Origin of the sequence: Acetobacter zythi (assembly GCF_963921165.1) — a bacterium.
In the GTDB taxonomy this organism is placed as follows: domain Bacteria; phylum Pseudomonadota; class Alphaproteobacteria; order Acetobacterales; family Acetobacteraceae; genus Acetobacter.
In genome coordinates, this window is the sequence record NZ_CAWUEO010000047.1 from 40,769 (window position 1) to 58,875 (window position 18,107).

Sequence of the window (18,107 nt, forward strand, 5' to 3'; positions counted from 1 at the left end):
GCCTGACATGAACAACCTGCACAGACATCTTGCCCCAATTTCTGCCGAAGCATGGTCCCAGATTGAGGAGGAAGCCTCCCGCACCATCCGCCGCCATCTGGCAGGCCGCCGCGTGGTCGATACGCCTGAACCTAAAGGCACGGCCTTTGCCGGGGTTGGCACAGGACGTGGCAAAAAGATCGATGCAACAGAGAGCGGTGTGCTTGCCACACAGCGCGAAGTGCTGCCACTGGTTGAACTGCGTGTTCCCTTCACCCTCTCCCGCGAGGAAATTGATGCAGTGGAGCGTGGAGCGCTCGATTCAGACTGGCAGACAGTCAAAGACGCTGCACAAAAAATTGCTTTTGCCGAGGATCATGCCATTTTCAATGGCTTTGAGGCCGCAGGCATTTGCGGCATGCGCAAAGGTACGTCCAACCCGCACCTCAAGCTCCCGCCCATGGCCAAGGATTACCCCCATGCCATTGCAGAGGCCCTGAATGCCCTGCGTCTGGCAGGTGTAAACGGCCCATATTCGGTTGTGCTTGGCGCGCAGGCCCATCTGGCCGTTAGCAGCGGGGATGATGATGGCTACCCCGTTCGCAAGCACATTGAAAGCATGATCGACGGCAAAATCATCTGGGCACCGGCACTGGAGGGGGCTTATGTGGTCTCCATGCGTGGGGGGGACTTTGTTCTGGACATCGGTCAGGACCTGTCGATTGGCTACCTGAGCCACACAGCCGAAACCGTGGACCTGTACCTACAGGAAAGCTTTGTGTTCCGTGTGTTAACCAGCGAGGCTACGGTTACTCTGGATCACTCCACAACACCGGCCTGATCAACTCTTTTCTGGCAGGGTCTCAAAGGGCGGCTCCATGTGTGCTCAGGGCGTGTTCAACACCGCCTCTCATCCGTGGGGCCGCCATTTTTATGTGCGCTCAGGCTCCGTTTTGGCCTGACTTGCGCAAAACTTAATACCCGCAGCAGTTTACGCAGCTCCGGTGTTACGCAATAAGACTGCTTGTTTTCACCAGTCCCTTACTCGTGCGTCACCGAGGTTCCATGATCCGTCTCGACAATATCAGCAAATATAACGGTCACCGCGTGATCTTTATCGAGGCTTCCGCTGCCTTGCAAAAAGGCGAGAAAATCGGATTGGTAGGCCCCAATGGTGCGGGCAAAACCACACTGTTCCGCCTGATTACGGGGCAAGAGGAACCAGACGAAGGCCATGTCCTGACCGACCGGGGTATTACTGTCGGCTTTTTTAATCAGGATGTGGGGGAAATGGCAGGCCGCAGCGCAGTTGCGGAGGTTATGGACGGCGCAGGCCCCGTGGCCGAAGTGGGTGCTGAGCTGAGCAGGCTGGAAGCCGCCATGGCCGACCCCGAGCGCTTTGATGAGCTGGACACCATACTGGAACAGTTTGGTGAGGTTCAGGCCCGCTTTGAAGAGTTGGGAGGCTACGCTCTGGACGGCCGTGCGCGGGAAGTGCTGCACGGGCTTGGGTTTAGTCAGGAGATGATGGACGGAGATGTGGGCCGTCTTTCCGGTGGTTGGAAAATGCGTGTGGCACTTGCACGCATCCTTCTGATGAAGCCCGATGTGATGTTGCTTGACGAACCAAGCAACCACCTTGATCTGGAAAGTCTGATCTGGCTGGAGCAGTTTCTGGCAGGGTATGATGGCGCTTTGCTTATGACCTCCCATGACCGGGCCTTTATGAACCGGATCATCAACAAGGTGATCGAAATTGACGGTGGCGCCCTTACCAGCTTTACGGGCGATTATGAGTTCTACGAACAGCAGCGCGCACTCAACGAAAAACACCAGCAAGCCCAGTTTGACCGGCAGCAGGCCATGCTGGCCAAGGAGGTTGCTTTTATCGAGCGCTTCAAGGCCCGCGCCTCCCATGCAGCGCAGGTGCAAAGCCGGGTTAAAAAACTGGACAAGATAGACCGGGTAGAACCGCCAAAGCGCAGGCAGGCCATGTCCTTTACATTCCCACCAGCGCCACGGTCGGGAGATTCCGTGGTCAACCTGCGTGGGGTGGATAAAAGTTACGGAAGCCGTGTTATTTATAAGGGCCTTGACCTGTTAATCCGGCGGCAGGAGCGGTGTTGTGTGCTGGGTGTGAATGGTGCGGGCAAATCTACCCTGCTCAAACTTGTGACCGGCACAACCGAGCCTGATGCAGGCACCGTTACCTTGGGCGGTAGTGTTAAAATGGGCTATTTTGCCCAGCACGCCATGGACCTGCTGGACGGTGATCGAACGGTATTTGAAACACTGAACGATGCCTTTCCCCTTGCCAGCCAAGGGGCCTTACGCACTGTGGCTGGTGGGTTTGGTTTTTCGGGCGATGACGTTGATAAAAGCTGCCGGGTTCTTTCCGGTGGGGAAAAGGCCCGGCTGGTCATGGCGCTTATGCTATATGATCCCCCCAATTTTCTGGTGCTTGACGAACCAACCAACCATCTGGACATCGCCACAAAGGAAATGCTGATTACCGCATTGGCCGATTATGACGGAACAATGCTTTTTGTCTCGCATGACCGGCATTTTCTGGCAGCTCTTTCCAACCGTGTTCTCGAACTTACACCTGAAGGTCTGCACCGCTACGATGGCGGATACACAGAATATGTGGCCCGAACAGGCCGGGAAGCACCGGGACTACACGAATAAACCCACGGCATGCCCGCCAAAGCAAACGGTTTGAAAGTCCCTTTGGACATGAAACACTATTCCGCAACCCAGACCGCCGAACTCCTGCCTTTTGGCCTTCTGGTCGAGGAACTGGCGCTAACGGTGCAGGATTATGCCAATGGCCGCATAATCTGCCCCGAACGGGCTGTTGTTACCGCACCAGAAGGCACAGGTCTGCTCATGGCCATGCCCTGCGCAAGTGCAGATATTCTGGTGACCAAACTGTTGACTATCTGCCCAGACAACGCAGGAACCACCCGTCCGACCATTCAGGGGCAAGTGACCTGCGCAGATGCACAAACAGGTGTCCTCCTGTTCTCACTGGATGGGCCAACAGTCACCATGCGCCGTACAGCCGGGATGAGCATGTTGGGGATACGGCTGTTGGCCCGTAACCCCATAAAACGCGTTCTGATTATTGGCACAGGCACGCAGGCCAGCGCCCATTGCGCCGCCTTGGCCAGCTTACACCCCGGCACCACGGTTGTGGTGCGCGGAAGAACATCCGATCGCGCAAAAGAATTTTGCGAACAGCATAAAAATCTACCGCTTGACCTGCGCCCCGCGCGGCCAGATGACAAAAACTTTGATGTCGTCCTGACTGTTACACCAAGCAGGCATTGCCTTTATGACGAACAACCCTCTCCAGATTGCCTGATTATTGGTGTTGGTGCTTTTCGGCCTGATATGATCGAAGTGGGGCCGCGTGTTGTTCACGCCAGCAGGCTTTATGTTGATGACCCGATTGGTGCGCCAAGCGAAGCCGGAGACCTGATACAGGCAGGAGTGGATTGGTCATATGTACACTCTCTTGCTTCGGCTCTTCACACCCCGCCGCCTACTGAGCAGGCAATTTTTTTTAAGTCCGTAGGATGTGCTGCGTGGGACCTTGCTGCCTGCCGGGTTGTGCGTGGCTGATACTAGGGCATGTACACTCCCACAAGTGCCTATGACTGCCTGTGGGAGCGTACAGAACCTTAACGCTGCTTAGCCCGCAATACTCTGCATGATGGCGGCCCCAAGTTCGCGCGTTCCAGCAGTGCCGCCCATATCTGGCGTGCGGGGTGCTGCCGGGTTTTCCAGTGTTTTTTCAATGGCCTGCATAACAAGACCAGCGGCTTCTGGCTCGCCCAAATGTTCGAGCATCATAGCCGCAGCCCATATCTGCCCAACCGGGTTGGCAATAAACCGGCCAGCAATATCTGGTGCAGAACCATGAACCGGCTCAAACATGGAAGGATATGCCCGCTCGGGGTTAATATTGGCCGAAGGGGCCACGGCAATAGTGCCCGTAATACCCGGCCCAAGATCGGACAGAATATCGCCAAACAGGTTACTGCCAACAACCACATCAAATCGTTCGGGAGACATGACAAACCGCGCGGCCAAAATATCAATATGATACTGGTCCATCCGCACGTCTGGATAGTCCTTGCCAATGGCCTCAAACCGGGAATCCCAATACGGCATGGAATGGAACAGACCGTTGGATTTGGTGGCAGAGGTTACATGCGGTCGCCCCAGTTTACGTGCGTATTCAAACGCGTAGCGTAAAATCCGGTCGGTGCCGTAGCGGGTAAATACGGCTGTTTGCATAGCCCCTTCAGACGGTGTGCCCTCACCAAACACGCCACCGATCTGGGAATACTCGCCTTCGCAGTTTTCACGCACGATCCAGAAATCGATATCTCCGGGTTTTTTATTGGCCAGAGGACACGGAATACCTGGCAAAAGCCTGACAGGCCGCAGATTAACGTATTGGTGGAATTCACGCCGGATGGGAATAAGTAGGCCCCACAGCGAAATATGATCCGGCACGGATGGAAAACCAACAGCGCCCAGCAAAATGGAGTCACTTTGCGAAAGTTGGTCTATACCGTCTTTTGGCATCATCTGCCCGGTACGCAACCATGTTTCACAATTCCAGTCGTAGTGACGGAACTTTATTCCAAAATCACAGACTTCGGCCACACGTTCCAGCACGCTCAGGGCTTGTGGCATAACCTCGGTGCCAATACCATCCCCCGGAATAACAGCGATATCATAAGTTTTCACGCGGATTTATCCTTACAACTAGAACCAAAAACGTATGATTTTTTCAATCAGGCGGCATGTTCCGCTGCGGCGCATGTATGGGCAAGCTGATGCCAGTACCGCACGCCACGGGTTATGATTGAATCATCAAAATCATAATCAGGGGAATGGAGTTTGTGAGAATCTCCATTCCCGATCATGGCATAGGCCCCCGATTTTTTTTGCAGCATGAAGCCAAAATCCTCAGATGCCAGACTGGGAGCAATATCCATGTCCGGTGCTGGGCCACCCAATTGTTCTGCAAGCGCCTGCATGGCCTGGCGGGCAATTTGGGTTGCACGGTGTTCGTTAACAGTAACCGGATAAGGTTGATGAAAATTCACCTCTATATCCACACCATGGGCTACACTCAGCCCGCCACACAACTGCTGGAGACCCTTCTTGAGGTCGTCCAGAACCTGTGGGTCCAGCGCGCGCAGGGTGCCTGCCAGGCGGGCTGTTTCGGGCAATATGTTATCTGTTGTTCCCGCATCAAAAATGCAGAACGATAACACTGCAGGAATGACCGGGTCCGTGCGACGGGCCACCAGTAACTGGGCCTCCTGCACCAAAGCCGCACCTATGGTCAGGGGGTCTGTGCCCATATGGGGCTGGGCGGCATGTGACCCCTTACCGATAATCCGAATTGCAAAACGCCAGCCCCCGGCCATAATGGGGCCGGTACGGACACCAAGCCGACCAGCCTCCAGACCGGGCCAGTTGTGCAGGCCAAAGCAGTAATCCGTGGGGAACAGGTCAAACAGACCTTCATCTATCATAACCTGCGCCCCTGCCCCGCCTTCTTCGGCCGGTTGGAACACAAAGTAGATTTTGCCACATGGTGGTGGGTCTGCCTTAAGCAATGCAGCAGCCCCCAAGAGCATGGCCGTATGCCCATCATGCCCACAGGCATGCATAACACCGGGGGTGCACGAGGCCCACGGCACCTGCCCTGCCTCGCTAACCGGTAGGGCGTCCATGTCGGCACGCAGCATAATGGCAGGGCCAGCCCGGCCTGTGTCCAGAGTGGCAACAACCCCTGTACGGGCAAGGCCGGTGTGCGGTGTGTAGCCGAGGTTTTGCAAATGTTGCGCCACAACAGCCGCGGTTCTTTGCTCCTCAAACCTCAGTTCGGGGTGGGTATGTAAATCCCTGCGCAATTCGGCCAGAAAGGTCGCATCTACAGCCAATGGCTTCATTGCCACGTTACTCCGCCGCCATAAGAATGCTTTTGAGCCGCAGGTTCGCCTCGAACGCCTGCCGCCCAAGATCCTTGCCAATGCCCGAACCGCCAAAACCACCTGTTGGAATAACAAAGTCCGAAGATCGGCCATAACGGTTCACCCAGACCGTGCCTGCCCTGAGCGTGCGAATGGCACGCATGGCTCTGGGAAGTGAGGCCGTATGCACCCCGGCGGCCAGCCCGTAGACGGGATGTTCAGCCAGAGCAAAAGCCTCATCATCTTCATCAAACACGTGTATGGCCAATACGGGGCCAAAGACCTCCTCCTGCCACAAGGCGCATTCGGTATTGTCGACCATTGCCATGCCGGGGGAGAGAAAAACCCCACCTGCTGGCGCATCCATACGCCTGCACGCAACAAGTTCCTGCGCGCCAGAACGGACGCTCCCCTGCACCAGAGCAAGAATACGCTGCGCCTGTGTTTCCGAAATAATGGGGGAGTATGATGCCGCAGCATCCCACGGAGCCAATGCTGTTACTGCACCACATCGCTCAGTCAGGGCCGCGATCAGGGCGTCAGCCACACCCCGCTGCACAATAAGGCGGGACCCGGTTACGCAAACCTGTCCGGCATTGCCCGTAAATGCACGAAAAATACGGTCCGCAACCTCATTCACGCAGGGAATATCATCAAACACCAGTTGCGGGCTTTTGCCCCCCAACTCCAGCGTTACCGGCTTTGGCCCGCTTTCCGCTGCGGCCTTCATAACCGCAATGCCCGTGCGGGTGGAGCCGGTAAAACTCAACTTGCCAATGGCTCCATGCCGGCAAATAGGTTCCCCCGTGGCAAGCCCGGTGCCCTGCACAACATTGAACAGCCCTGCGGGCAGCCCGGCCTCTACCGCAAGTTCGGCCAGCCTGACGGCAGAAAACGGTGTCATTTCTGAAGGTTTGAGCACCGTGCCATTGCCTGCGGCAAGTGCGGGCACCACTTTCCAGCTTGCCATGACCAGAGGGAAGTTCCACGGCGCAATAGCCCCAGTAACCCCATAAGGTTCATACACGGTCATGCCCAGCAGGTTTGTAGCTGTGGCTGCTACGTCCCCTCCGATCTTGTCACAATACTCCGCAAAAAACCTTATTCCTTCGGCAAGGAAAGGAATATCCCAACCCATGGTCTGGGCAATGGGGCGGGTGGAGCATACGGTTTCCAACCGGGCCAGTTCGGTGGCATTGCGCTCAACCAGATCTGCCCAGCGGCGCATCACACGCGCACGTTCGCGCGGCGCACAGGTTGCCCATCCGCTCTGACGTTGCACACGGGCAGCAGTTTGTGCTGCCTCATCTACAATATCTGCCCCGGCTTCTGGCAAACTGGCTATGATACGGCCACTTCCCGGACTGGTTACGGGAATATCCGCAGGGCCGGATACAAGCCTGCCTGCCAGAAAATGCCCAACTGGCAACACCACATCTTCTGGACGGAAACCGAGATTGCTCACGCTCTACTCCCCCTGCATTATGCCTGTACAAACGCCAGTCAGGTCATTGCGGTATCGTAGTTTTTCTTATCCACGCACATGGCGCAAATACTAAAATGGAGCAAAGGGCAATTTGATGCTTTCTTATAGCACCTGCCTCCAGAACAGCACAATCCGCTATCGTAACGACTGGTTATGGCACCATATTTTCCGGCTGTACCAGCATAGGAAAAACAAGGCCAACAACACAATGGATACCAACAGCCATGACTCCAGAGACACTCGTATCACTCGATCGTGCCCACCTGATCCATCCCGTCTCATCATGGCGTGATCAGGAAGAGCACGGACCTCGCATTCTGCAATCCGGTCAGGGCTCTTGGCTGACGGATATTCATGGTAACAAACTGCTGGACGGATTTGCCGGGCTTTGGTGCGTTAATGTTGGATACGGCCAACAAAGCGTTGTGCAAGCTGCCGCCGAACAGATGACCCGCCTGCCCTATGCGACCGGCTATTTTGGTTTTGCAAGCGAAAGCGCCATTACGCTGGCCTCCCGTCTGGCTGCCGTCACACCGGGGGACCTTAACCGGGTCTTTTTCTCCCAAGGGGGGTCCGATGCCGTGGATAGCGCATTGCGCTTTATCCGCTTTTACCAGCATGCGCGTGGCACACCGGGTAAACGGCATGTTATTGGTCTGGCCCGTGGCTACCATGGTAGCACCTATACCGGTGCCGGGCTAACAGCCCTTGCCGCATTCCACCGCAATGCCGATGTCCCCCTTTCGTGGCAGCACCACATTCCAAGCCCGGACCCCTACCGCCACCCCAAAGGGCCAGATGCCGCCGCAATTATAGCTGCCTGCGTTGCCGATCTGCGCAACAAGGTGGCGGAACTTGGTGGCCCTGAACACGTGGCCGCATTCTTTTGCGAACCCGTTCAAGGCTCTGGTGGTGTTGCCGTGCCGCCGGTTGGCTGGCTGCGCGCCATGCGCGACACCTGCCGCGAACTGGACATTCTGTTTGTTACCGACGAAGTGATTACAGGCTTTGGCCGTACCGGCCCGCTCTTTGCCTGTGAGCATGAAAACGTTGTGCCTGATATGATGACCGTGGCCAAAGGCCTGACCTCCGGCTACGCCCCCATGGGTGCGGTGTTCATGAGCGAGGGCATGTATGCCACAATCCGCGATGCCACCCCAGCAGGCGTTGCGGTAGGCCACGGTATGACCTACAGCGCCCACCCGGTGAGTGCTGCCATTGGCCTTGCCGTGCTGGATCTTTATCAGAACGGACTGCTTGAAAACGGTGTGCGTTCAGGTGTGCATCTGGCAGCCCGCCTTGCCGCAATGAAGGACCATCCTCTGGTAGGGGATACGCGCTCAATGGGCATGTTGGCCGCCATTGAACTGGTGACCGACAAAAAAGCCAAAACCAAACCCGCAGCATCACTTGGCATTTCCAAAAAAATGGCCAAAATCGGCTATGAAAACGGTGTGCTGTTCCGCGCCTTTGGCGACGATATTATCGGGCTTGCTCCTCCGCTGTGCATGACACTGGAAGAGACCGACATAATGTGCGATCGTATCGAGGTCGTATTGAACACGCTGCTGGATGACAAGGACATAGCCGCAGCAATTGCCTGAGACACACAGCCGTGGCGCACATAATGGCGCCACGGCATATGGCAGGAGGTTCGCCCTGATGAAGGGACTTTTCCGACGTGTGTCCGAAACACAGCGGTCACCCATTACCATAACAGTCGATGGACAGCCTGTAACGGCGCTTGAAGGAGACACTGTTCTGACCGCTGTTCTGCTAGCGGGTGGACAGCTACGCCACAATGAGTTCGACGGCAAACCCCGTGCAGGTTTCTGCCTTATGGGGGCCTGTCAGGACTGCCGCGTATGGACCGAAGACGGTGATGAACTTCGCGCCTGTTCCACCCCGGCCACACCGGGCCTTCGTATCGTCACAGCAGAGGTGCCATGGACAAGCCAGTAGTTATTGTTGTCGGGGCGGGGCCTGCGGGCACACGCGCGGCACAAACCCTTGCCCAGGCAGGCCTGCGCCCAGTGGTACTGGACGAAAACCGGCAGCAGGGTGGCCAGATATACCGCAGACAACCCGAAAACTTTGTGCGACCGGCCACAAAGCTTTATGGCGCGTCCGCCCGTTCGGCTACTGCCCTGCACACGGCATTTGCGGACTTGTTACCCCATATCGACTACCGGCCAGAAACACTGGCATGGGGCGTTGTGGACCAGCAGCTCCTGATCGAGCATAAGCAACGCGTTGAAGCCATTGCCTATGATGCGCTGATTATTGCCACCGGGGCCACCGACCGCATTATGCCCTGTCCGGGCTGGACGCTGCCCGGCGTGTTTACACTCGGTGGTGCGCAAATAGCACTTAAGGCACAGGCCTGTGCCATTGGCAGTGCCCCTGTGTTCATGGGCACGGGGCCGCTACTGTATTTGGTTGCATGGCAATACCTCAAAGCCGGGGTAAAACCGCGTGCGGTGCTGGATACGTCATCGCTTAAAACACGCATCAATGGCCTGCGTGGCCTGCGGCACCGACCTGCCATACTCGCACAGGGTGTGCGTTACATGGCTGACCTCATGCGTTCTGGCGTGCCCCTGCATACAGGCATCCAGCCCGTGCGCATACAAGAGCAGGAAGAGGCTGACGGGCTGAGAGTAAGGGGGGTAACATGGCGCAACAGCCGTGGCCAGTTGCGCCACACGGTGGGAGACGCTGTTGGTATGGGCTACGGCCTGCGCTCCGAAACTCAACTGGCCGACCTGCTCAAATGTGACTTTGCTTTTGACCCCACATCCCGCCAGTGGTTGCCAGTTACGGATGAGGACGGCGCAACATCGCAACCGGGTGTTTACACGGCTGGCGATGGCGCGGGCATACGCGGGGCGGATGGCGCAGAATATGCTGGCGCTCTGGCCGCCCTGCGCTGCCTTGCGGATATGGGGCATACTGTGGCCACGCAGGATATGGCCCGCCTGCGCAAGGCGTTAGAGCCTATGAATGCTTTTCGCCACGGGCTGGAAACAGGTTTTCCCTGGCCATGGCGCAATGCGGCCTCCTTGCCCGATGAAACGGTAATCTGCCGGTGCGAAAACGTAACCGCAGGGGATATCCGACGTGCGGCGGATGCTCTGGACGCCCCCGAACTCAACCGGGCCAAAGCATTTGTGCGTGTGGGCATGGGGCGCTGTCAGGGCCGCATGTGTGGGCTTGCCGGGGCCGAAATTCTGGCCGCCGCCCGCAAAATGCCCATCGAACAGGCAGGCCGTATCCGCAGTGCTGCCCCTATTAAACCCTTACCCGCCAAAATCCGGGGTATTATGACATGAGCCACCCTGCCCAACCCGTTACACACACCACAGCTCGGGCCGATGTTATTATTGTTGGCGGTGGCCTTATGGGGGCGGCCACCGCTTTTTTTGCACGCCAGCAAGGCCTGTCTGTTATTCTGCTTGAGCGTGATCTGGTCGGCCAATACGCATCTGGCACAAATTTTGGGAATGTGCGGCGTCAGGGCCGTTTTTTACCGCAACTCCCCCTCGCCAACAGATCCCGGGCCATATGGGGCGACCTGCCCCGACTGATCGGGGAGAATGTGGAGTTTTTACCCAGCGGCCATGTGCGTGTTGCTTTTAAGTCCGAAGATAGCGCACGGCTGGAAAAATATGCGCAGGACTGCAAACCTTACGGGCTGGAACTGGAGCTTTATAGCGGGCGCAAAGCGGTAGAGCGTTTTCCCATGCTTGCCCCGGATGTGGATTGCGCATCTTTTTCTCCACTCGACGGGCATGCAAACCCTCGCCTTGCGGCACCAGCCTTTGGCCGCGCGGCACGCAGAGCAGGGGCCACGGTGCTGGAAGGCGCTGAAGTCAGCCATATTACACGTTCTACCGAAGACTTTGTGGTTGAAACCACCAAGGGCCAGCGCTTTACGGCCCCTTTGCTCCAGATTTCCAGCGGGGCATGGGGGCAAAAAATGGCCGCCGCCTTTGGCGAAAACCTGCCCCTAACCCCCAAAGCCCCGCAAATGGGGGTAACAGAGCCTGTTCCCTACCGCATTCACCCGGTTATTGGGTACGCCTCATGGGTGGAAGAGGAAGGCGTTTATCTGCGGCAGGTAGAACGCGGCAACATTGTTTTTGGTGGGGGGCTGCGTGGCACCGTAGATCTGGCTGCCAAACGTGCTTACCTGAACCCGCTCAATACCGTGCGGCAGATGCCGCATCTGGAACGCATTTTACCCGATTTTGCCCGCCTGCGTGTTATTCGTACATGGACAGGTATTGAAGGTTATACCGATGACGACCTGCCGGTCATGGGGCCAAGTGCGCGTGTGCCGGGGCTTTACTATGCTTTTGGGTTCTGCGGGCATGGTTTTCAGCTTGGACCGGGCGTGGGGGCAACCATGGCGGATCTGTTGGCTACAGGTAAAACAGAAATACCTCTGGCTCCATTTAACATTGCCCGGTTTCTGGCCCCGGCGGTTTTGTAATGTTGCCTTAACAGCCTGCCATTTTCACACAGGCATGGCTGGTCGCATGACCACACGGCATTTTCTGTGGTCCTTTTTCCAACATACAGAATGCTCTGCTGCATAAACAAAAAATGCAGTAGCATTCTCCTCTTGGTTTATGTTGTCATATCGTAACGTTAACCAGACGGACAAAAAACATCATGACGACGTTCAGGCCCAAATTCGTAACATTCGACTGCTACGGCACCCTGACCCGCTTCCGCATGAGCGACATGGCGCGTGAGCTTTACGCCGATGTTGTTCCCCCCGAAGGGATGGAGCAGTTCTGCAAGGACTTTGCCGCCTACCGGCTGGATGAAGTGCTCGGCCCATGGCAGCCCTACCGCTACGTGCTGCTTAATGCCGTGGAGCGGACGTGCAAAAAGTGGAATGTTCCCTTTGCTCCCGAAGTGGCGAACAAGTTCTATGAAGCTGTTCCCACGTGGGGTCCGTGGGATGATGTGCCTGCGGGGTTGTCCAAGGTTGCCAAAGAGGTGCCGCTGGTCATCCTTTCCAACGCGTCCAACTCGCAGATCCATTCCAACGTAGCCAAGCTGGGTGCACCTGTGCATGCTGTATTCACGGCGGAAGACGCGCAGGCCTACAAGCCGCACATGCGCGCGTTTGAATACATGCTGGATAAGCTGGGCTGCGGGCCGGAAGACATTCTGCATGTCTCCTCCTCCCTGCGCTACGACCTGATGACCGCGCATGATCTGGGCATCCGCAACAAGGTTTTTGTTGCCCGTGGCCATGAACCCTCCACCCCTTACTATGGCTATACCGAAATCCCCGACATTGGTGGCCTGCCCGGCGTTCTGGGTCTGTAAGAGCGCACTCCCCGAGCGGGGCAATGATCCACTGCCGTAACCTGCCCCGCTCTTGATTGACCCCTGTTTTCCTCGACTTGGAGCGTGTTGATGCTGAACCGACGCAACATGATAAAACAGGGTACACGTATGGTTGCCGCCAGCATGTGTGCCACCCGCCCATGGTTAGGTGCTGCACGTGCTGCCGATGGCTTTATTCCTACAAACGCGCAGGTTGACGCCGGGCTACGGCGCGCGCAGCCCCGCACAGGCGGGCATGTCCGGGCGGCCTCCACATCCGGCTCCCTCAGTGACACGCTGGACCCCGCACGCCAATCCATGGCGACCGATTACCTGCGTGGCAATATGTTCTACGATGGCCTTGTTGCACTGGACGAAACCCTTACCCCACGTCCAGCTCTGGCCCAGAGCATTGAAAGCTCTGATTTTCAGACATGGCACATCCAGTTGCGTAGTGGGGTCTGCTTCCATGATGGCGCACCGCTGACATCTGCCGATGTTGTGTATTCCATCCTCCGCCATAAAGACCCCGAACTTGGTTCACAGGTGCATTATCAGGCCATGGCCATGCGCGCCGTTCGCGCAAACGGACCATTGGGGGTTGTGATTGAGCTGGACGCGCCCAATATTGCTTTTCCCTCAGTTCTGGGGCTGACCAATTTTGCCATTATCCGTGATGGTACAACACGGTTTAACACCGCCAACGGCACAGGCCCGTTTACCTGTGCCGTTTTCCAACCCGGTGTACGCTCAGTAGCCCTGCGGAACACCAACTTCTGGAACCCCGGCGGTGTATGGGTGGATTCACTGGAGCTGATCTCCATTAGTGATGACATGGCCCGGCACAATGCCCTGCTTTCGGGGGATGTGGATATTATTGCCGCTGTAGACCCACGCCTTGTCGCGCTGGTCCGCAAACGCAACATTGCGGTCATGGAAAGCCCAACAGGGACTTACACCAATCTGGCCATCCGTCAGGACGTAGGACCGGGAAAAAACCCGGATTTTGTGCAGGCCATGAAGCTGCTGTTCAACCGCGAACAGATGCGCAATTCCATTTATCTGGGTTTTTGCCGCACCGGCAATGACCAGCCCCTGCCCCCCGAACACCGCTTTTGTAACACCGGTTTGGCCCAAACCAGTTATGACCCGGATAAAGCAAAGTTCCTGCTTAACAAAAATGGTTTCCTTAACCAGAGCCTGCCCCCCCTCATCTGCTCGCCCGCGGCAAACGGGTCGGTGGAAATGGCAGTGCTCCTCCAGAATGCGGCACAAAATATTGGCCTGCGGCTGGACGTGCGCCGCATGCCAGCGGATGGCTACTGGAGCCAGTCATGGATGCGGTTTCCCATGGGTTTTGGCAATATTAACCCCCGCGCATCTGCCGACATGACCTTCGCACTCAGCTTTGCGTCCACCGCACCGTGGAATGAGGCACATTGGCGCAACCCCCGTTTTGATCAACTTCTGGCCCTTAGCCGCCATGAGCCGGACGAGACCAGGCGTCATGCCCTGTACAACGATATGCAGGCCATGATCCACGCAGATTCCGGCGTATGCATTCCTACCTTTATTACCAGTCTGGATGGCTTTCATCCCCGGATACAGGGTTTACGCCCGCATCAGGGTGGGCAGTTGATGGGGTATAACTTCGCCCGCCACATCTGGGTTAATGACCAGCCTGCTCCAACCACAACAAGGGAGGCAGCGCCATGACTGCAAAGCTTGGCATGGCCATTGCCCGTAGACTTGGCGCCTCCTGCGTTTCTCTGATTTTTGTGGTGGTGGCGGTCTTTTTTATCACCTCTGCCCTACCCGGAGATGTCGCCCAGTCCTTGCTGGGGCAGGCCGCAACGCCTGATGCTGTAGCAGCCCTGCGCCATAGCCTGCGGCTGGACCAGCCTGTTCTCCTGCGTTTTGCCATCTGGGCTGGTGGGTTGCTCAGAGGGGATTTTGGCACATCGCTGGTCAGCCACCAGTCCGTCATGAGCATGGTGCATGAGCGGCTGATCCACTCGCTTTTACTCGCGGGTATTACAACCCTGTTTGCTGTGCCTACGGCGCTGGTGCTGGGCACTCTGTCTGCCATCTTCCGCAATACAATTTTTGACCGTGCTGTATCCCTGCTGACCCTTTGTGTGGTCTCCGTGCCGGAGTTTTTGGTCGCCACACTGGCCGTTCTGGTTTTTGCCGTACAACTGCATCTGTTGCCAGCCCTTGCCAGCATTAGCGACATTCATTCCATTGGGTCATTTCTGGCAGCTTTTTCCATGCCGGTTGCAACACTTGGCTGCGTGATTGTGGGCCAGATGGCACGCATGACCCGCGCGGTCATGGTGAATGTTCTCAGCTCATCATGGGTGGAAATGGCACTGCTCAAGGGTGTTTCTCCCACGGCTATTATTCTGCGCCATGTTTTGCCCAATGTTGTGGCGCCGTTGTTCAATGTAATGGCGCTCAGCCTTTCCTATCTTTTGGGAGGCGTGGTGATTGTGGAATCTGTTTTTCATTATCCCGGCATTGCCAGTCTGATGGTGGATAGCGTGGCCTCGCGCGATATTCCGCTGGTGCAGACATGCGCGCTTATTTTTTGCGCGGCTTATCTGCTGCTGACCACTCTGGCCGATATTGTGGCCCTGTTCTCCACGCAGGAAAGGACCCGCGCATGACGCTTACCCTGCCCCTGCGCCGCCTGTCCCCTTTGTTGCAGGTGCCAGTCGTGATCACGATCTTCTGGCTGGCGCTGGCTTTTGCAGGCCCCTTCATAGCCCCCTGCCTGCCGGGGGAGGTTGTCAGTTCCACAGTATTTGCCCCCATATCTGCCCAGCACCTGCTGGGAACGGACTATTTGGGGCGTGATGTACTGACCCGCCTGCTCTACGGCACCAGCAGCACCGTGCTGCTCTGTGCGGCGGCCACTGTGTTGGCCTGTACCGCAGGCGCTTTTCTGGGCATGATGGCCGCACTCCAGCGCGGCATGACCGATACCCTGCTTTCACGCTTTATGGATGGGGTCATTTCCATTCCATCCCTGCTGAGCGGGCTGGTGGCGGTGGCAACTTTTGGCTCATCGGTGCCTGTTCTGGTGCTGGCAATGGCTTGTATTTACATGCCCGGTTCTTACCGCACATGCCGGATGCTTGCCCTGTCCATTGTGCAGAAGGATTTTATTCTGGCCGCGCGCATGCGGGGAGAAAAAACCGGATATCTGGTCGTGCGCGAAATTCTACCGAACATGACAGGTCCCGTTCTGACCGATGTGGGTCTGCGGTTCATTTACGCCGTAAGACTGCTGAGCAACCTGAGCTTTCTGGGGGTCGGGTTGCAGCCCCCGCAGACAGACCTTGGCTCCCTCACGCGTGAGAACCTGCTGGGCCTTGTTTACGGCGCTCCGGCCGTTATTGCCCCGGCACTGGCCATTGCCTGCCTGACCGTAGGGCTTAACCTTGCTCTGGACGGCAAAGGACGCCGCCAATGACCCAACAGCCCCTCCTGTCCCCCCCGCCCCTTATTTGCGTGCGAGATCTGTGCCTGACCGGGCGCAGGGGCACAGGGCCGGAAACGCCCATTGTCTCCAATGTCAGTTTTGATGTGGCGGAAGGCGAGATGCTGGCCCTGATTGGTGAATCCGGGTCGGGCAAAACCAGCATCGCCCTTGCTCTGACCGGCTATGCCCGCTCAGGCTGCCGCATAGCGCAAGGCCAACTGCGGGTTGCAGGGCATGATGTACGCACCATGAATGCAAGCGAGTTACGCAGCTTTCGGGGCAAAACAATTGCTTATATTGCCCAGAACGCCGGTGCGGCCTTCAACCCTGCCCTGCCCCTTATGGAGCAGGTGATTGAACCGGCCCTTGCGCACCATATTCTCCCACGTAAGGAGGCGATAGAGCACGCAATAGCCCTGTTTGAGATGATGGCGCTGCCCACACCCCAGACGATCGGCGCGCGTTACCCGCATGAATGTTCGGGCGGGCAACTCCAGCGGATTATGGCTGCCATGGCGCTCATAACCGAGCCTGAGGTGGTTATTTTTGACGAACCCACAACAGCGCTGGATGTTACAACCCAGATAGAAGTGTTGGAGGCTTTTCGTGTGGCCATGCGCCAGTGCGGGTTTACGGGTGTTTACGTAACCCATGATCTGGCCATTGTCGCGCAGATGGCGGACCGCGCCGTTGTGCTCAAAAACGGCAAAGTGCAGGAGGAAGGCACAACCCGACAGATCCTGAGCAAACCTGCACAGGCCTATACCCAGCAGCTTGTTGCCGCCAGCCAGCCCCACCTGCGCAACCATGATACCCCCGCCCTGAGCACACCACTGCTTGATATAAAAAATCTGGTTGTTGGTTATGGCCCCACCATGGCGGACGGCCGCCCCACGCACACCATTGTGGATAATGTAAGCCTACCCGTTTGTGCGGGTGAGACCTTGGGCATTATTGGGGAGTCCGGGTGCGGTAAAAGTACTCTCATCCGGGCCATGGCGGGCATCCAGCCATGGGCGGATGGGAGCATGGTGTTTGAAGGCCAGCCTCTGCCCGCCAGAATTGAAGAACGCACCCCACAACAGCGCCAGCATATGCAACTGGTCGCGCAGAACGCGGACCTTGTGCTCAACCCCGCCATGAGCGTGGAAGCAACACTCCGCCGCGTCCTGACATTTTATAACGAGGATGCGTCGGACGCGGCCATAAAGCGGGTGCTGGACATGGTCCGCCTGCCTGCGGCTCTGGCCGGGCGTTACCCTCCCCAGCTTTCTGGCGGGCAAAAACAGCGGGTCAACCTTGCCCGTGCACTGGCCGCACGCCCCCGCCTTGTGCTGTGCGATGAAATAACCGCAGCACTCGATACCGTAGTCGCCGCAGCCATTTTGGACCTGATGATGGAACTCAAGCGTGAACTCGGCCTTTCCTGGCTGTTTGTCACGCATGACCTGCACGCGTTGCGATCGGTCTGTGACCATGTGGCTGTTCTGTATGCGGGGCATTGCGTGGAATTTTCCACGGCCGCGGCCCTGAACGTGCCACCGCACCACCCCTATACCCGCAAGCTGGAAAACTCCGTGCCCGAAATGCAACCCGGCTGGCTGGATGGGGTTATCCAGCACAACGGCCTAAGGCAGAACAAAACGGAGCACGCACCGGCAACCGGGTGCAGTTACATGCCACGCTGCCCGGTTGCGGTGGCAGAGTGTGCACAGACCCCTCCCCCCACATGGCAGGCTCCTTCGGGCGCACGGATTGCCTGCCACCTGCAAGCTCAAGATCTATCCTGATCCCTTTTTGTTAGGAG

General features: G+C 57.2%; 15 protein-coding genes. 12 read left to right on the plus strand and 3 right to left on the minus strand.

Going from position 1 to position 18,107, the window contains the following annotated elements; all coding sequences use genetic code 11:
• The first annotated feature begins 7 nt into the window (after nt 1-7).
• From AABE20_RS13480 to AABE20_RS13490, 3 genes are all read left to right on the plus strand, one after another.
• Nucleotides 8-820 carry a family 1 encapsulin nanocompartment shell protein gene (locus AABE20_RS13480; RefSeq protein WP_338333559.1) on the plus strand — a complete coding sequence of 271 codons (813 nt, stop codon included), beginning with the start codon at nt 8-10 and terminating at the stop codon, nt 818-820.
• Nucleotides 821-1,044: 224 nt separating this feature from the next.
• A complete protein-coding gene (locus tag AABE20_RS13485) occupies nt 1,045-2,667 on the plus strand; it encodes an ABC-F family ATP-binding cassette domain-containing protein (RefSeq protein ID WP_338333560.1) in 1,623 nt (540 codons plus the stop codon).
• A 48-nt stretch (nt 2,668-2,715) separates the two neighbouring features.
• On the plus strand, nt 2,716-3,606 hold the full coding sequence (locus tag AABE20_RS13490) for a delta(1)-pyrroline-2-carboxylate reductase family protein (RefSeq protein ID WP_338333561.1): 891 nt from the start codon (nt 2,716-2,718) through the stop codon (nt 3,604-3,606).
• Nucleotides 3,607-3,675: 69 nt separating this feature from the next.
• Here AABE20_RS13490 and AABE20_RS13495 read toward each other — a convergent pair whose 3' ends face one another.
• The 3 genes from AABE20_RS13495 to AABE20_RS13505 are packed head-to-tail and all read right to left on the minus strand — an operon-like array spanning nt 3,676 to nt 7,446.
• On the minus strand, nt 3,676-4,743 hold the full coding sequence (locus AABE20_RS13495) for a tartrate dehydrogenase (RefSeq protein ID WP_338333562.1): 1,068 nt from the start codon (nt 4,741-4,743) through the stop codon (nt 3,676-3,678).
• A 47-nt stretch (nt 4,744-4,790) separates the two neighbouring features.
• Nucleotides 4,791-5,960 (minus strand): amidohydrolase, encoded by a 1,170-nt coding sequence (locus tag AABE20_RS13500; RefSeq protein ID WP_338333563.1) that lies wholly within the window; start codon nt 5,958-5,960, stop codon nt 4,791-4,793.
• A gap of 7 nt (nt 5,961-5,967) precedes the next feature.
• The gene (locus AABE20_RS13505) at nt 5,968-7,446 is read right to left on the minus strand and encodes an aldehyde dehydrogenase family protein (RefSeq protein WP_338333564.1); all 1,479 of its coding nucleotides are present in this window, start codon (nt 7,444-7,446) and stop codon (nt 5,968-5,970) included.
• A 245-nt stretch (nt 7,447-7,691) separates the two neighbouring features.
• Between AABE20_RS13505 and AABE20_RS13510 the strand changes: the two genes are divergently transcribed.
• The 9 genes from AABE20_RS13510 (at nt 7,692) to AABE20_RS13550 (ending at nt 18,090) form a co-directional block, all read left to right on the plus strand.
• Nucleotides 7,692-9,071 (plus strand): aminotransferase class III-fold pyridoxal phosphate-dependent enzyme, encoded by a 1,380-nt coding sequence (locus AABE20_RS13510; protein WP_338333565.1) that lies wholly within the window; start codon nt 7,692-7,694, stop codon nt 9,069-9,071.
• A 58-nt stretch (nt 9,072-9,129) separates the two neighbouring features.
• On the plus strand, nt 9,130-9,429 hold the full coding sequence (locus AABE20_RS13515) for a (2Fe-2S)-binding protein (RefSeq protein ID WP_338333566.1): 300 nt from the start codon (nt 9,130-9,132) through the stop codon (nt 9,427-9,429).
• Nucleotides 9,414-10,799 carry an FAD/NAD(P)-dependent oxidoreductase gene (locus AABE20_RS13520; protein WP_338333567.1) on the plus strand — a complete coding sequence of 462 codons (1,386 nt, stop codon included), beginning with the start codon at nt 9,414-9,416 and terminating at the stop codon, nt 10,797-10,799. Before AABE20_RS13515 ends, AABE20_RS13520 begins: the two co-directional genes overlap by 16 nt.
• Nucleotides 10,796-11,962, plus strand: coding sequence for an NAD(P)/FAD-dependent oxidoreductase (locus AABE20_RS13525; protein ID WP_338333568.1), 1,167 nt, complete (start codon nt 10,796-10,798; stop codon nt 11,960-11,962). Before AABE20_RS13520 ends, AABE20_RS13525 begins: the two co-directional genes overlap by 4 nt.
• Nucleotides 11,963-12,144: 182 nt before the next feature.
• Nucleotides 12,145-12,813, plus strand: coding sequence for a haloacid dehalogenase type II (locus tag AABE20_RS13530; RefSeq protein ID WP_338333569.1), 669 nt, complete (start codon nt 12,145-12,147; stop codon nt 12,811-12,813).
• Between the two features lie 90 nt (nt 12,814-12,903).
• On the plus strand, nt 12,904-14,529 hold the full coding sequence (locus AABE20_RS13535; protein ID WP_338333570.1) for an ABC transporter substrate-binding protein: 1,626 nt from the start codon (nt 12,904-12,906) through the stop codon (nt 14,527-14,529).
• Nucleotides 14,526-15,482, plus strand: a complete 957-nt coding sequence (locus tag AABE20_RS13540) for an ABC transporter permease (RefSeq protein ID WP_338333571.1) — start codon at nt 14,526-14,528, stop codon at nt 15,480-15,482. Before AABE20_RS13535 ends, AABE20_RS13540 begins: the two co-directional genes overlap by 4 nt.
• Entirely contained in the window at nt 15,479-16,291 is an 813-nt protein-coding gene (locus AABE20_RS13545; RefSeq protein ID WP_338333572.1) for an ABC transporter permease, read from the plus strand. Before AABE20_RS13540 ends, AABE20_RS13545 begins: the two co-directional genes overlap by 4 nt.
• Nucleotides 16,288-18,090 (plus strand): ABC transporter ATP-binding protein, encoded by a 1,803-nt coding sequence (locus AABE20_RS13550; RefSeq protein WP_338333573.1) that lies wholly within the window; start codon nt 16,288-16,290, stop codon nt 18,088-18,090. The genes AABE20_RS13545 and AABE20_RS13550 overlap by 4 nt, the downstream gene beginning before the upstream one ends.
• The last annotated feature ends 17 nt before the right edge of the window (nt 18,091-18,107 follow it).

Coding starts and splice junctions, on each gene's coding strand:
- AABE20_RS13480 (WP_338333559.1), top strand. CDS start 8: ATGAACAACCTGCACAGACATCTTGCCCCAATTTCTGCCGAAGCATGG.
- AABE20_RS13485 (WP_338333560.1), top strand. CDS start 1,045: ATGATCCGTCTCGACAATATCAGCAAATATAACGGTCACCGCGTGATC.
- AABE20_RS13490 (WP_338333561.1), top strand. CDS start 2,716: ATGAAACACTATTCCGCAACCCAGACCGCCGAACTCCTGCCTTTTGGC.
- AABE20_RS13500 (WP_338333563.1), bottom strand. CDS start 5,960: ATGAAGCCATTGGCTGTAGATGCGACCTTTCTGGCCGAATTGCGCAGG.
- AABE20_RS13510 (WP_338333565.1), top strand. CDS start 7,692: ATGACTCCAGAGACACTCGTATCACTCGATCGTGCCCACCTGATCCAT.
- AABE20_RS13515 (WP_338333566.1), top strand. CDS start 9,130: ATGAAGGGACTTTTCCGACGTGTGTCCGAAACACAGCGGTCACCCATT.
- AABE20_RS13520 (WP_338333567.1), top strand. CDS start 9,414: ATGGACAAGCCAGTAGTTATTGTTGTCGGGGCGGGGCCTGCGGGCACA.
- AABE20_RS13525 (WP_338333568.1), top strand. CDS start 10,796: ATGAGCCACCCTGCCCAACCCGTTACACACACCACAGCTCGGGCCGAT.
- AABE20_RS13530 (WP_338333569.1), top strand. CDS start 12,145: ATGACGACGTTCAGGCCCAAATTCGTAACATTCGACTGCTACGGCACC.
- AABE20_RS13535 (WP_338333570.1), top strand. CDS start 12,904: ATGCTGAACCGACGCAACATGATAAAACAGGGTACACGTATGGTTGCC.
- AABE20_RS13540 (WP_338333571.1), top strand. CDS start 14,526: ATGACTGCAAAGCTTGGCATGGCCATTGCCCGTAGACTTGGCGCCTCC.
- AABE20_RS13545 (WP_338333572.1), top strand. CDS start 15,479: ATGACGCTTACCCTGCCCCTGCGCCGCCTGTCCCCTTTGTTGCAGGTG.
- AABE20_RS13550 (WP_338333573.1), top strand. CDS start 16,288: ATGACCCAACAGCCCCTCCTGTCCCCCCCGCCCCTTATTTGCGTGCGA.